The sequence below is a fragment of the Flavonifractor sp. An112 genome, assembly GCF_002161085.1.
Classification (GTDB): domain Bacteria; phylum Bacillota; class Clostridia; order Oscillospirales; family Oscillospiraceae; genus Flavonifractor; species Flavonifractor avicola.
On record NZ_NFLU01000003.1, the window covers coordinates 110,523 to 123,089 of the forward strand.

Genomic DNA, 12,567 nt, shown 5'->3' on the forward strand with positions numbered 1-12,567 from the left:
TTCGTTCTCCTTTCGGTTTTTAGATTTTGCATTTCAGGGTTACCCTGCGCTTCATCAGCTCCAGGGATGCCTTCCGCTCTCCCGCCGCCTTTTCGACGGCGGCGCGGCGGGCGGCGATGCTGGTGTCATCATAGGCCGGAATGTCCACGGCGCTGGTGTCATACAGCCGCTTCACCTTCTGGACCGTCCACATTCTCGCTTCCTTGTCGAAGCTCTCTTCGCGCACGGTGAAGGCGAAGGACATTCTGTCGATGTAGCCGCCGGCGATCTCGTCATACAGCCGTCGGCCTTCCTCCGTCCCGTCCAGGCGGGCGCGGATAAATAGGCCATCGTCGTCCACCTTCAGCTCCAGCGTGCCGTTCCTGGTTCGCGCCATGACCTTCCCGCCGTGGTTGTAGTTGAAGATCACGTCGTCCATCTTGGCCTCGTCGAAGGCGTGCCGGTCAATCTGTTCCTTGTACTCCACGCCGCCCATCTCGAACAGGACGGTGGGGGAGTTGAAGCGCACCGCGTATCCCTCGACATACAGTTCCTTCTGGCCTTCCTGTCCCTCGGCCTCCACGGCTCTGGTCTTGACCTCAAAGCAGCGTTCCATTCGGTCGTTCCGCTTATTCTCCACTTTCTTCACCCCCTTTCCCACCGTCTCCGGCTCCTTCTTCCGCCGCCGGCTCCTGGCCGCCCTGGTCTCCCTGCGGCTCCTGGCCCCCCGTGTTTCCAGGGTCCTCTTGCGGCTCCTGGCCCGTCTGGTACTTGGACATGTCGGACTGCTTGATATAGTTCAGGGAAATAATCCGCTCGTCCCCGCCCTCGACAGGCGGCAGGCCGAACAGCTCCCGCTGCTCGTTCGTTGTCATCAGGCCGATTTCCCGCGTCGCGTTCACCAGCTGCACCTTCTCCGACGTCGACGCGTTGATCATGGCCGACGACGTGAAGATGATGCGGTTGCCCACGTCCTTTTCGCGCTGCGTGAAGCACGCGTTCGTGAAGGCCTGTCCCATCTGGATTAGGATCGGCTCTATCACGCTCTCATAGAAGGCTTGCCACTGGTCGCTGGTGTAGCTGGACTTCAGGATCGGCTCGCTGATGCGCCAGTAATAAAACAGGTTTTCGCGGATCTCCCGCATTTGCGCCGCGTTCGTGGACCACGGCGTAACATTCAGCGGGGTGAAGTCCTCCATGGAGTCCACGCCGATGATGCCGCCCTCTTTTGCGGCCGTCTTGAAGCGGTTCACGAAGTCGTCGGTGCTTTTCTTGACGTCTTCCGGCGCCAGCATAGCCTTCTTCTGCTTCAGCAGCCCGCGCACCTTATTGGCCACGGTCAGGGCCTCCGTCAGTCCCTCGTCGCTTGCCTTGATCATCGTCAGCGTGTTGTTGATCGGCTGGTTTCCGTCTCCGGCGATAGGGTGGTGATTGAAGAACTTCCGCAGAATGACGACGTCCTCGACGTTCAGTATGTATTCCTTCCAGTCGGTTTCATCTACGAAGCGGACCGCATAACCGCCGCCTTTGATTCCGAAAAATTCAAAATTGCTGTACTGGACCGGGATAATTGCCTTCGGCGTCAGTCCGTCCCATTTGATGAAGGCCATGGCGGTTGTCTTGTCTTCCAGCTGTGCCACCAGCTTATACTTCAGGTCGAAGCCGGACATCAGGGTGTTCGGCTGTTGGTTCAACAGCTTTGCATACGGGCTTGACCTTTTGATTTCTTTGATGCGCCCCTGCTTGTCTTCAATCACGTGCATGGCCTGCGACTTCGCTGTGTGCGATGCGATGCAGTCGATAATGGCCCTCACCGTTTCCTGCTCATACGCTTCTCTGTTCCACGGACTCGACCTCCCGGACGGCCCGAAGTACACCTGCACCTTCGGCCGGAAGAAGTCAAAGAACTGGCTGAAAATGCCCATCTTATCACCTCAAATATTGCAAAAATTCGTCTTCGTGGTTGTAGTAGCCCACCATGGCGTTCAGTAGACTGACCGTTCCGTCGATTCGTCTGTTCGACGTGATTTTTTCCGGCTGGATACTGTCGATTCCGCGTTGATTGCTGGCTCTGGCCGCCGTGTTCGACAGACACCACCGCAGGATCGGGTTGTTCTGGTAGACCATCAGGTGGTCCTCGAACAAACCCTTCATGCGCTTCATCGGATAGGTCCATGTCACCGGCCCCTGGCGGATCTTCTCCATCTCGAAGCCGGTTTCTGTCATCTGCGGCACCCAGTAGCCGGACAGGGCCGCGTCGTAACACACCCACAGCGGCCTGATGTCCCGTTCCTGGACCATTTTCACAAACCAGGCCGTCACGGCGTTGTAGTCCACGGTGGCCGACTCGCACAGCGTCAGCCACTTCTGTTCCGCCCATAGGGTGTATGGCGCTTCCTTTCGCCCCTGTGTCTGTATTTGCTCGACCCTTGCCTTCGGCAGGAAATACTGCTGGAGTACGTAGAAGCGCGGGTCCTTCGGCCGGCGGATCAGCAGGGTGGCGCACGTCAGGTCCGTGGTCGCCGACAGGTCGCAGCCGCCGATAGCGTAGGTGTGGTTCAGGTATTCATCCGGCACCACCAGTTCATTCTTCAGCACCGCGAAGGGCAGCCAGGCCGCCGCCGCGTTTTCCTGAATGTTGAAGTCCTTCACCAGCAGGGTGGGCAGGTAGGACGGGTCGTTCTTCGCCCGCTCGACATCGTCGGCCAGCTGCTGCCGGTCCTTGATGGTCCCCAGGCCCGGGTTCGCCTTTTCCCACGCCTCCGGGTTCGTCCATTCTTCCCGGCTGTCCAGCATATAAAGCAGGGGCAGCATGCGGTCGTCCTGCACGGTTCCCTTTGCCACAGACAGGGCATACTCGAAGATGCTGTCGAAGATCCCTTCCCGCGCAAAGCCTGCCGTCGTGATGCTGCCATAGATCGGCTGCTTCCTGGCCTTCATGCCCTGCTTCGTGACGTCGTACATGTTCCGGTCTTCCTGCGCGTGCAGCTCGTCGCAGCTGCAATAATGCAGGTTCAGGCCGTCCAGTGTTTTCGACTTGGACGCCAGGGCCTTCATGGTGCTGTTCGTCAGCTTGAACTCCATGCCGCCCACAATGGGGCGCACCAGGGCGTCCAGCTCTGGGTCTTGCTCCACGATCTTCCTGGCGGTTTTGTAGACGATGGCCGCCTGGTCGTATTTCGTGGCGATGCTGACGCACTGGGCGCCAGGCTCTCCGTCTGCCACCAGCATGTAGACCATGATGCAGGCCGACAGCATGGACTTTCCGTTCTTCCGGGCCACCAGCAGCAGGAACTCCCGGAAGCGCCGCAGCTTCGTTTTCTTGTCGATCCAGCCGAACAGTGTCTGAATGAAGGCTTTTTGCCACAGGTCCAGCTTCACCAGCTGCCCCGCCAGGTCTCCCTCGTAGTGCCGGCAAAATGTTTCGATGAATTCTATGGCGTGGTTTCCCAGCTTCAGGTCGAAGCGGTATTTGCACGTCTTGTCCGCCTGTTCTTTCTCCAGGCGCTCGTACACCATGCGCACCGGCTCGGAGACTTTCACCTTCCCGTCCCGGATGGCGTTCAGGTATCGGCGGGCATAGTTTACGGCCACGGGTTATTTTTTCCCTTTCGCCACAAATGCGGCCAGCCTATCGCCGGCCTGCGACTTCTGCGCGTCCTTCTTCTCCGGCAGAAGGTCCGCCAGCTTTTTCTGGAGATCTCCATACCTCTGGACCAGGGTGCAGTATGCCTTCATGGCGGGGCTTTCTCGCAGCATTGACTGTCTGCCCTGGACGAAGTTGTCGACGGCTCCGTTTTTTTCGATGTCTTCCTTCAGCCTGCCCAGCTGTTCCTCCATGAAGCGCAGCTCGACGATGTACTTCCGGGCCACTACCTTGCGGGCCGGGTCCACCTTTTCGTAGCTTTCGGCATAATCGCCGAAATCCATCGTTTTGTCCTCTGCCATTTTGATACCCCCCCTCATGCTCGCACGTGGCGCGTGTTTTCGTGTGTGCCCCTCTCGGTCCCCAGGGCCGGGGTGTATTCCTCACCCTCCCCGGGGGGTCAGCTGGCCGTCGGCGTTGAAAAAATATCCTTCTGCGCAATCAGAGTTTCCTTGCGTGATCGCCGTGTGGCAATCGTGGCATAAACTGTGCAGCAGTTTGGGATTCAGCGCGATGGCCGGGTCGTCGATGTTGCCCGGCGTCAGTTCGATTTCATGGTGTACTTCCGTGGCTCTCGCTCCGCACTCTTCGCAGGTGAACATGTCGCGCCGCAGGATCTCCGCCCGCAGCTGGCGCCACGCCCTGCTCTTGTAGAAGCTCTTCGCCCATTCTTTTGCCATTGCTTCCTCCTATGACGAACGGCCGCCACCTCCCGGGCAGCGGCCGTTCTCCCGGTATGTCCCGCCGGTGCGGTCTGGAGGGACAGAACATGCCCGGGTTTCCCCGGTATGGACATGGTAGCAAATTTTTTCGCTGCACAGTCCCAACTTTACAGCAGCCCCATGCGGGCCGCGATGTCCTCCAGGAACTTGTCTTTCCTGCGGTAGAAGTCCGACCTGCTCACGCCCTCCAGGCGCAGCAGTTCATACGGGTACTTCCTCCCGCTCTTCACGTTCAGCATGATGGCCTCGCGCAGCTGACGCCGCACTTCGTCGGCGGCGATGTCCGCGCCCACGGCCACCAGCGCCTGCTCCACGGCCTCCAGTCGCTCCCGCTCTCGGTTGCGTCCTTTCCCAGCTCTGCGGCTGCCGGGGTGCTTTTGGTCCTGCTCTTTCGCAAGCCGCCTTTCGTATCCCTTCGCCAGCCACAGGCAAACCTGCTTCACGTCCTCCGGCAGTCGCTTGGCCATCGTTACACCTCCCAGGGCGGACGCCATTCGTCCGCTGCGTCTCCATACTCTCCGCGCTCATATCCTCCGTCCGCGGGCTGCTCCGTCTGTTTCCCGCCGGCGAAGTATGCGTTGTCGACTACAAACTCCACGACAGTGTGGTTCTGGCCGTCCCGCTCGTAGGTCCTCGACTGGGCTTTCGTCTCGACCACCATCGGCTGGCCTCTTCGGAAGTTCCGGGCTATGAATTCGGCCGTCCCTCTCCAGGCCACAAAGTTCAGCCAGTCGGTGGCCCTCTGTCCGTCCTGCCCCTTGTAGTCCCGATCCACAGCCAGGCGGAAGGAACAGCACGACGTCCCGCTCCCGGTTTTCCGAAGTTCTGGGTCGGCAGCCAGCCGCCCCATGAAGATACACCTATTCAGCATTTTTCCCTCGCTTTCAGATTTCCGTGATGTCCAGACCCAGGCGGTCGGCCATCATTTTCTTTTTCATCAGGTACACCCTCGTCCTGGTCGGCTTGCTCTTGACGTCCTCCACCACATACTCCCAGCTTCCTCCGGTGTCTCGGTAGTAGGTGAAGTCCGCCAGGTACCTGATGGCCCGCACCCTCTCGCCGTCCGGCGTAGTGTACGCCGCTTGCAGGGTGAACTCCACTTGAAGCCGCAGGTCCTTGATGGTCCCGGCGGCCAGCTCCGCCGCCAGCTCGTCGAAGCGGCGGGCCTCCTTTTTGCTGTCAAAATGCAGGGCGTCCCGCCCGGTCTTTACGTTTCCGTATTTCGACCGGGCGGGCTGCTGCGTCACCGCTCTTTTCTTTTGCTCCTGTTTCGCCAGCTTGGCCAGGGCCTGGGCCTGGTACTTCGGCGGGAGGTCCGCCAGGTTGATGTTCGCCACTATTTCAGCCCCTTTTCCAGCCACTTGCATTTCCGGCACCTGGCCGCCGTTGTTCCCGTCCTCGTGGGTTTCCCCAGGCAGGTGTTCGCCCCGTGTGCCAGGTAGCATTTTGGCTTCTTCCGCCGCCGGCGGGTCATTTCAGCACCTCCAGGGTGGTGGTCAGCAGGGCAGCCAGGGCGTTGCGCAGCTTTCCGGCGCCTTCGCCGTCTCCCGCCTCCATCATTTTCTCGATGCACTCGGTCATCTTGTTGATGGAGGTCTGCCCCTGCTCGAAGTGCAGTTTGAAGATGGTCATTTCCGAAGAGGACGCCACCGCCAGCTTCTTCTGGAGGGCCTGCACCTGCTCCGCCAGGTTTTTCTTCTCCTGGTTTGCGATGGCCTGGGCCTCCTCCTGGGCCACCTTCATGGCCGCCAGGTCCTGCTCCGCTTTTGCCTTGGCCTGCTCTGCCCGTTCCTTGGCCTTCTCCGCTTTCTCGATTTTCGCCTTCAGCTTCTCGGCCGCTTCCTTCCTGGCTTCCTCCGCTGCGGCCTTGACCGCCTCTTCGTCCACCACGGTCTCCACGGCCACGGGCGCCGGCTCCGCTGTGACCTCCATCAGCTCCGCCTTCAGGCTGTCGATGTCCTCCTGTGCCTTCTCCAGGTCCGCCGCCGCCTTTGCCTTGGCGTCCTCCAGCTTCTTGGCATATCCCGCCGCCCGGTTCTCCGCTTCCTCCAGGCGGCCCTGAATTTCCGCCATGTCCGTGTCGTAGACGGTGCGCTGTTCCTCCAGCTGCTCTTCCATGGTTTTCTCCAGCTCTTCGGCCTTCTGGCGGGCCTCGTCCCGCTCCTTGATGGCCTGGGCCAGCTCCCGCTTCGACATTTCCATGACCGTCTTTTCCTGGCCGTTTACCTCGTGTTTTTCGGCGATAAATTCGCCCCGCTCGGAAGCCGGCAAAGCCAGTAATTGCAAGGCTTTGGAGGCTCCCAAATCCGTCACCAGAGACGGGTTTTCGTACTCCCTCGCAAGCCTCATAAATCGCTGTGCTGTGACCTCGGAAAACTCCACTTTTTCCTCCAGCCAGGGCAGCCACTCACCATGCGACAGCTGGGCCTTCGCTTCATTCAGCCGCCGGCCGATTTCCAGGATCGCGGCGCCGGCCTGCTGCTTATACAGCCAGATCTCCGCCGTGATGACCTCGATGGAGCGGGGCGCCACCTCGTTCACCCCTGCGGTCTCCATGGCCGCCGCTTCCTGTTCCTGCATTTCCGTGCCCTTGTACTCTTCCATGCTGTTCTCCTTTCATCATGCCGCAGTAGCGGCCTTCTTGCGTTCTTTGTCCTTCTTGGTCGCCCGCTCGACCCATGCGTCGACGAAGTTCTTCACGGACTCGTCCTGCTCGTATGTCGCGTTGTGACTTGTCCGGCATTGAACGACGACGCCATTCCGATATTCCAGGGTGTAGAACGGTGTGTCCGGTTCTTCTGCCTTCCTGATAAACAGGATCACCGTCTCGCCCGCCGCCATTCGGTCCGCATATCCGCCGACACAATGGTGCAGGGCCTTCCCCTCCGCCGTCAGCTCCCCGGGCGTTCTTGCCGGCCGGATCAGCAGGCCGTCCCGCTCCCATGCCATGGCGGCCAGCTTCCTGGCTTGCTTCTCGAACTTCTTCCACGCCGCTTTGTTCTCCTGGTATTTCACCTGTGCGATGGTGCGCTGGTGCGCGGCCTCCAGGTCAGCGGGGAAGAGGACTTCCCGGTCGTCCAGGTTCAGATGCAGCCGCACACAGTCGGCCAGGTAGTCCCGGTATGTCTCCGGGGAATATACCCTGCCCCGATAATAGGGCATGCGGTTCTTCTTGGCCTCCGCTTCCTCCGCGTCCTTCTTCGCCTCTTCTTCGGCTACCAGCTTTTCCACATATTTCACAACTTTGTGGACAGTTGCATGCCCCAGGGCCTGCCGCACGTTGTCAATCTCGACCCCGGCGGTGAACAGCTCCACGGCCTCCCGCTCCTGGATCACGCCGGCGGTGGCCAGCTCCCGCAGCTCCGCCAGCTTTGCGATGTCCTTTGTGGTCCATTTCGCCGTCTCTTTCAGCCGCAGCAGGCGCAAGGGAAGGTGTACGGCGTCCTGGATCTTCCGCGCCGTCCAGGTGATGCTGTGCTTCTTCGTCCTCCACTGTCCTGTCATTCGTTCGTGGATCAGTTCGGTGTACCTGGCTTTCCACAGCTTTTCCACGGCCGGGTACCTGGCCCAGTCCATCAGGAAGCGCACCGGGTTGCCCCGGTGGTCTGCCTCCCGCCGCGCCAGCTCCCGCTCCCGGACGTAGCCGCCCAGGTCGCAGTATTCCAGGCTGGTTCCTTGTAGGATCTCCCGCCAGTTCGGCGGCAGGAAGAACTGGTACGTCCCGTCGTAGACCTCGGTCACGTTCTTGACTCGCTCCCAGTCCTTCAGGCGGTAGCGGTAGGTGTTCATGCACCAGGCTTCTTTCTTCTCAATCTGCCACTTGGCCACCCTGTTGCCGCGGACGGCATATCGGGCGATCTCTTCCAGGTAGTCCTCCACGGACTCCCATTTTGCGGACTTGTCCCTGCACAGATGCCACTGCCGCAGGAACAGCGTGGCGCCGTCCTTGCCCTTCTGGACCGTCACCAGGTCCTGAACGTAGTCCACGGCGTAGCGGTCGCTGCTCTCCAGGTAGGCCACCACCATGGCCCCGCAATCCGGGCACTTCGCCACTGTTCCCTGGCGGAAACGCTGGCCTCGTGCGTATACCGTCTCGCCGCAGGCGAAACATGTCCCCCGGACGTTGCCCTTCTTGTATAGCAGCACCCGGTCCTGGGGCAGCATGGTGTTCCGTATGTACTCCACCAGCCCCTCGGGCAGCTCGTCCGGGCACAGCCGTGTCACCTCGTCGTCCTCCAGCTCGCCCCTGGCGCGGGCCTCCGCCTCTCGCTCTTGCTCCATGGCGTCCTCTACCCACCTGGACAGCTCCGGCAGCATGTGGTTCATGGTCTGCTTGGCTCCCAGCCACTTGGCCAGGGCTGCCTCGTCCTCCGGCGTGATTTCCGGGTAACAGGTCCCCACGCTGACGCACATGGCCCCGACCGCTTCTTCCAGGTCTGCCCGCTTCTTGGGTCTCGACCCGCCGCGGTACTCCATGGCCGCCCGGTTCCGCTTTTTGCTGCACACCAGCCGGACGTCCGGCCCCGGCGGCGTTCCGTAGCGCCGTTTCCCCGTGTTCCGGCGGAAGGTGACCACCATCAGCCGCTCGTGGTCTACCACCGGCCAGTCCAGCGTGACGATGACGTCCTGGTTCGTCTGGCTCTTCCACTCTTCCGGCCACGGCATGGCCTTGACCTTCTTCGGCACATTCATGACTTCGCCCCCTTACAGGAAGTCGGCCAGGTTCAGGGCCACCTTCTTCGCGGCCGGCGGCGTCACCGGCGTGTGGGTCGCCCCGCAGGCTGCCATCATGGCCCGCTCCTGGGCCTCTTCGTCCGTCTGCATGCCGAAGTATTCGTCTACGGCTCCGAAGACCTGCGCCGGCAGCAGCACGGCATAATTCCCGTGCTTGGCCTTCTTGGCCCGCTCCATCACCGCCGTCATGGCTCCCGCCAGGGTCTTGCCCTCTTTGGCCACCAGGGCGCCGTCGGTGTCGCTGGTGCAGCGGTCGATGATGTACTGCCCGACGATCTCGGTGTACTGGTCCGTCGGGTTCTTCTGCATTTCGGTGTTGATTTTCTCGATTGCCTGCATGTTCATGTTCTGTTCCTCCTTCTTCGCCGGGGTGGTGCCTTCTGCTTGACGGGCAGCCCCGGCGGCTCCACCCGCAGCTCGAAGTATTCCTGCCAGGGCCAGCCGTTGACCTCGTGGACCCCCGACCGGCACGTGGCGCCGTTGTCGTCCTTCAGCAGCACATACCCCTTCCTGGGGCGCGGCTCCTTTGCCCAGCTGGCGGCCCGGATCACGTGGTAGACCGGTTCCGGCTGCACCATGCCCTTGGCGCAGCTGAAGCGCTTGTACCGTTTCCCGGCCTCCTTGTGCCTGGCCACGGTGGACCTGGTTTCCTTCATCAGGTACCTGGCCAGCTTCGCGTGGTTTCCTCGCTTGTCCAGGGGCTTGATGGATATGTTCCCGTTATTCTGGCCGACCACCCGCTCCCAGGTGTTCGATAGGACCGCCACCTCTACGGCCGGCATGATGATGTGGTGGTGGACATTGGTCATCCGCTTGGTCTCTGTGCATGCGACATACTTCCAGGCGACGCCCAGCTTCCGGCACTCCTTCCGCAGCAGCCGCAGGAATTCCTTCTTGTCCTCTTCGGCTTGCTCCAGGGTGACCCCCTTGTCGTAGTAGTGCAGGACCAGGTGGTAGTCTCCGGGGGTGAAGTTTGCGTTCAGCTTCCAGCGTAGCCGTTCCTCTGCCACCCGCTCGTTCACCTTCGCTTGGGCCTCTGATGTCGCCCCCCTGTTTTCCTCCCTTGTCGCTCCCTGTGTATGTACCCTTCCCGTGAAGGTCTTCAGGGTCTCACGGATTGGACCGGCCTCCACAATGCGCTCGACGTATGGCACCGTGATTCCCTCCGTTCGCTTTACTAATACCCTTACCGGGGCCGGAACGCCGTCCCCCGGCGGCTTTGTCACGGTTGCAACGGGCGCTTCTCTCTGATATAATTGGTATAGAAGCGCTCGTCTTCTCTTTTTGTATGGCCCCCTGCGTTGTGTTGCCGCACGATACGCAGGGGGCTGTTCTTTTACTCTTTCCGATGCAAGTCCACGGTCTCCATGGCCGCCCAGGCGGTGGATACCCAGTCCTTTTCCCAGCAGGCCCCCGTGGGTCTGACGGCCCCCAGGATCACCAGCTCGCCGTCATGGCTCCAGTACAGCCGGCGCTCGCCCTTCCTGGTGGCCTCCTTATGCTGGGCCACGTCCCGCTCCACGATGGACAGCAGTGGAGCGGCTACGCCATAGCAGGCCCCGCCGCCGTCTGTCTGATACAGCTGGTACCCCTGGAACAGCACCGGCACCATGGTGACGGTGTCCGCCTCGTCCTCTCCGGTCTCCCAGGACGCCACGTCCTGGCCCGCCACCTCCGGCATGACCACCTGCGGCTCTTCGCCGGCCATGACGGCCAGGGCGTCCGATGTCGCCGGCAGCATGCCCATGCACTCCACGATGGCCGCCAGGGCCTTGCGCGGGAACTTGTCCCAGTCCGCCCGGACGTACCAGTCTTCCGTGAACAGGGTCACCTGGTCGCCGGTGCTGATGATGGTGTACCCGCTCCGCTTGTAGGCCTGCTTGATGTTTCGCACCAGGCCCCGCTCGTTAATAATCATTCGTCATACCTCCAGACTTTCGCGTGGATAATCTCTGTCCAGTCGCATTTCCACACTTCCGCCGCGCACAGGATCGCCGCAAAGGGGGGCGCGCAGGGGACGATGACCTCGCCCCGTTTCGGATCTACCACCCGGGCCTTGCACTTGTGCGCCCAGCGGTCCCGCCGCGAACGCTCTTCTGCCATCTTCCTGGTGCGCTGGCGTTCTTCCTCTTCACCAGCCCATGGCGGCAGCCCAGTATTCTGCCCGCTCCAGGACCTTCTGGCTGTATTCGGTCTCATAGATGCCTTCCTCCCAGGCTGCCGCCGCGCCGGACGGCCCCATGTTGTAGGCCATCAGGGCCTTGTGTACGGTGTCTGTGCGTTCCATCTGCTGCGCCAGGTAGGCCAGGCCGGTGCGGAAATTATCCCTCGGCACCCACAGGTCCGTGGCGCCGACCTGCTCCATCAGGTCCGTGTGCAGGGTCCCATTCACCTGCAAGTATCCGATGGACGCGCCGCCGTCGCCGGCGACATTCTGGAAGGACGTTTCCACGTCGACCATGCCCAGGGCCAGGGGGTACCAGATGTCGAAGGCGTCCGCCGCGTTGAACAGTTCCATCTGTTCCTCCGCCGTCAGCGGCACAGCTTCGCAGTAGAATATCGGCTGCACAATTTCTTCCTGCTCCAGCAGCGGCAGCAGCTGGACGGCTCCCGTGGCGCCCGTGCTTTCCACTTCCGCCGCCGGCTCCGTCTTCGGCTCCGCCAGGACTCTGGCCATGACGATGATCAGCAGCACGGACGCCAGGACGGTCAGGGCCGCCAGGGCCACGATGCGCCGGTGCGCCTTCCTGCGGCGGTTCCGCTCTCTGGCCCTCCGCGTCCGCTCCCTGCGCCCCCGCTCTTCGGCGTCCTCCCTCTGCTTGACGGCCCGCCCCAGCTCCGCCTGGCGGTCTCTGGCCATGTTCAGGTCCCTGTCCATGACCGCGACCTTGTTCTTCAGGTAGTCCACGTCCCTGGCGATCCCCTCGTACTGCGTCAGGGCGCTGCGCAGGTACTTCTCTTTCCTCTGGCTCATGTCACACACTCCTTCATTCTCCGGCCGCTCTGGCCGGTTTTCTTTTGCGGTATTCCTTCAGCCACACCTGGAAGGCCGCTTCTGCCTCCGGCTGCTCGAAGTAGGCCGCCACCCGTTCCAGCAGGCAGCGGGCCAGGTCATCGCAGACGCCCCGGGGCACCCGCTCGACGTCAATGGCGATTCGCTCCACGGTCTTTGCCTCCTTCCGGGTTTGCCGGCAGTCCGTTCACGTTCCGCCACCTCGCCACGGTGGACACGCCGCAGCCGGCAATGGCGGCGATCTCCTTGTCCGTCTTCTTCCGGCGGTATAGGTCTTCGACCTTCCCATAGTCCACCTTCCGCCGGCGGTCTCCCGTCGTCTTCACGGTACACCCAGGGCCTGGAGGGCACGGCCTGCGGTGGCCGACGATGCCGATGTAATCGCAGCAGCGGCTGGCGGTGAAATAGATGCAGCCTTTGCAGGCTCTGGCCAGGGCCGCCCATTCGGCGTTGATGCGGTCCTGCCGCGCCCT

16 protein-coding genes are annotated in these 12,567 nt (G+C 61.8%); all 16 read right to left on the minus strand.

The genetic code is table 11. From position 1 onward, the window contains the following. Nucleotides 1–19: 19 nt before the first annotated feature. Nucleotides 20–619, minus strand: a complete 600-nt coding sequence (locus B5E56_RS03600; RefSeq protein WP_158098655.1) for an HK97 family phage prohead protease — start codon at nt 617–619, stop codon at nt 20–22. Further along, nucleotides 609–1,904, minus strand: coding sequence for a phage portal protein (locus B5E56_RS03605; protein ID WP_087388655.1), 1,296 nt, complete (start codon nt 1,902–1,904; stop codon nt 609–611). Before B5E56_RS03605 ends, B5E56_RS03600 begins: the two co-directional genes overlap by 11 nt. A 4-nt stretch (nt 1,905–1,908) precedes the next feature. After that, nucleotides 1,909–3,573, minus strand: a complete 1,665-nt coding sequence (locus B5E56_RS03610) for a terminase large subunit (RefSeq protein WP_087388657.1) — start codon at nt 3,571–3,573, stop codon at nt 1,909–1,911. A 3-nt stretch (nt 3,574–3,576) separates the two neighbouring features. After that, entirely contained in the window at nt 3,577–3,927 is a 351-nt protein-coding gene (locus B5E56_RS03615) for a hypothetical protein (protein ID WP_087388659.1), read from the minus strand. Between the two features lie 81 nt (nt 3,928–4,008). Next, a complete protein-coding gene (locus B5E56_RS03620; RefSeq protein ID WP_087388661.1) occupies nt 4,009–4,305 on the minus strand; it encodes an HNH endonuclease in 297 nt (98 codons plus the stop codon). 149 nt (nt 4,306–4,454) lie between these two features. Continuing rightward, nucleotides 4,455–4,790: a hypothetical protein gene (locus B5E56_RS03625; RefSeq protein ID WP_143383123.1), complete on the minus strand. Its 336-nt coding sequence runs from the start codon at nt 4,788–4,790 to the stop codon at nt 4,455–4,457. A 26-nt stretch (nt 4,791–4,816) separates the two neighbouring features. Continuing rightward, complete coding sequence (locus tag B5E56_RS03630; protein WP_087388665.1) at nt 4,817–5,218, minus strand: single-stranded DNA-binding protein; 402 nt, start codon at nt 5,216–5,218, stop codon at nt 4,817–4,819. A gap of 13 nt (nt 5,219–5,231) precedes the next feature. Further along, on the minus strand, nt 5,232–5,684 hold the full coding sequence (locus B5E56_RS03635) for a DUF1064 domain-containing protein (RefSeq protein ID WP_158098656.1): 453 nt from the start codon (nt 5,682–5,684) through the stop codon (nt 5,232–5,234). 133 nt (nt 5,685–5,817) lie between these two features. Then, on the minus strand, nt 5,818–6,951 hold the full coding sequence (locus B5E56_RS14980) for a DUF3102 domain-containing protein (RefSeq protein WP_087388667.1): 1,134 nt from the start codon (nt 6,949–6,951) through the stop codon (nt 5,818–5,820). A gap of 15 nt (nt 6,952–6,966) precedes the next feature. Then, nucleotides 6,967–9,039, minus strand: a complete 2,073-nt coding sequence (locus B5E56_RS03645) for a PcfJ domain-containing protein (protein WP_087388669.1) — start codon at nt 9,037–9,039, stop codon at nt 6,967–6,969. Nucleotides 9,040–9,051: 12 nt separating this feature from the next. After that, nucleotides 9,052–9,426 carry a Cas9 inhibitor AcrIIA9 family protein gene (locus B5E56_RS03650; protein ID WP_087388671.1) on the minus strand — a complete coding sequence of 125 codons (375 nt, stop codon included), beginning with the start codon at nt 9,424–9,426 and terminating at the stop codon, nt 9,052–9,054. Continuing rightward, nucleotides 9,423–10,235: a rolling circle replication-associated protein gene (locus tag B5E56_RS03655; protein ID WP_158098657.1), complete on the minus strand. Its 813-nt coding sequence runs from the start codon at nt 10,233–10,235 to the stop codon at nt 9,423–9,425. The genes B5E56_RS03650 and B5E56_RS03655 overlap by 4 nt, the downstream gene beginning before the upstream one ends. A 182-nt stretch (nt 10,236–10,417) precedes the next feature. Next, the gene (locus tag B5E56_RS03660; protein WP_087388675.1) at nt 10,418–10,999 is read right to left on the minus strand and encodes a hypothetical protein; all 582 of its coding nucleotides are present in this window, start codon (nt 10,997–10,999) and stop codon (nt 10,418–10,420) included. A 213-nt stretch (nt 11,000–11,212) separates the two neighbouring features. Next, nucleotides 11,213–12,055 (minus strand): lytic transglycosylase domain-containing protein, encoded by an 843-nt coding sequence (locus B5E56_RS03670; RefSeq protein ID WP_087388679.1) that lies wholly within the window; start codon nt 12,053–12,055, stop codon nt 11,213–11,215. A 13-nt stretch (nt 12,056–12,068) separates the two neighbouring features. Continuing rightward, nucleotides 12,069–12,245 (minus strand): hypothetical protein, encoded by a 177-nt coding sequence (locus B5E56_RS14590; RefSeq protein ID WP_158098658.1) that lies wholly within the window; start codon nt 12,243–12,245, stop codon nt 12,069–12,071. After that, a complete protein-coding gene (locus B5E56_RS14375; protein ID WP_143383125.1) occupies nt 12,226–12,420 on the minus strand; it encodes a hypothetical protein in 195 nt (64 codons plus the stop codon). Before B5E56_RS14375 ends, B5E56_RS14590 begins: the two co-directional genes overlap by 20 nt. Nucleotides 12,421–12,567: the final 147 nt, after the last annotated feature.

What these genes read in the sequence shown, in the direction of transcription:
- B5E56_RS03670 (WP_087388679.1), bottom strand. Translation starts at nt 12,055, where the DNA reads ATGAGCCAGAGGAAAGAGAAGTACCTGCGCAGCGCCCTGACGCAGTAC.
- B5E56_RS03630 (WP_087388665.1), bottom strand. Translation starts at nt 5,218, where the DNA reads ATGCTGAATAGGTGTATCTTCATGGGGCGGCTGGCTGCCGACCCAGAA.
- B5E56_RS03660 (WP_087388675.1), bottom strand. Translation starts at nt 10,999, where the DNA reads ATGATTATTAACGAGCGGGGCCTGGTGCGAAACATCAAGCAGGCCTAC.
- B5E56_RS03645 (WP_087388669.1), bottom strand. Translation starts at nt 9,039, where the DNA reads ATGAATGTGCCGAAGAAGGTCAAGGCCATGCCGTGGCCGGAAGAGTGG.
- B5E56_RS03605 (WP_087388655.1), bottom strand. Translation starts at nt 1,904, where the DNA reads ATGGGCATTTTCAGCCAGTTCTTTGACTTCTTCCGGCCGAAGGTGCAG.
- B5E56_RS03620 (WP_087388661.1), bottom strand. Translation starts at nt 4,305, where the DNA reads ATGGCAAAAGAATGGGCGAAGAGCTTCTACAAGAGCAGGGCGTGGCGC.
- B5E56_RS14980 (WP_087388667.1), bottom strand. Translation starts at nt 6,951, where the DNA reads ATGGAAGAGTACAAGGGCACGGAAATGCAGGAACAGGAAGCGGCGGCC.
- B5E56_RS03650 (WP_087388671.1), bottom strand. Translation starts at nt 9,426, where the DNA reads ATGAACATGCAGGCAATCGAGAAAATCAACACCGAAATGCAGAAGAAC.
- B5E56_RS03615 (WP_087388659.1), bottom strand. Translation starts at nt 3,927, where the DNA reads ATGGCAGAGGACAAAACGATGGATTTCGGCGATTATGCCGAAAGCTAC.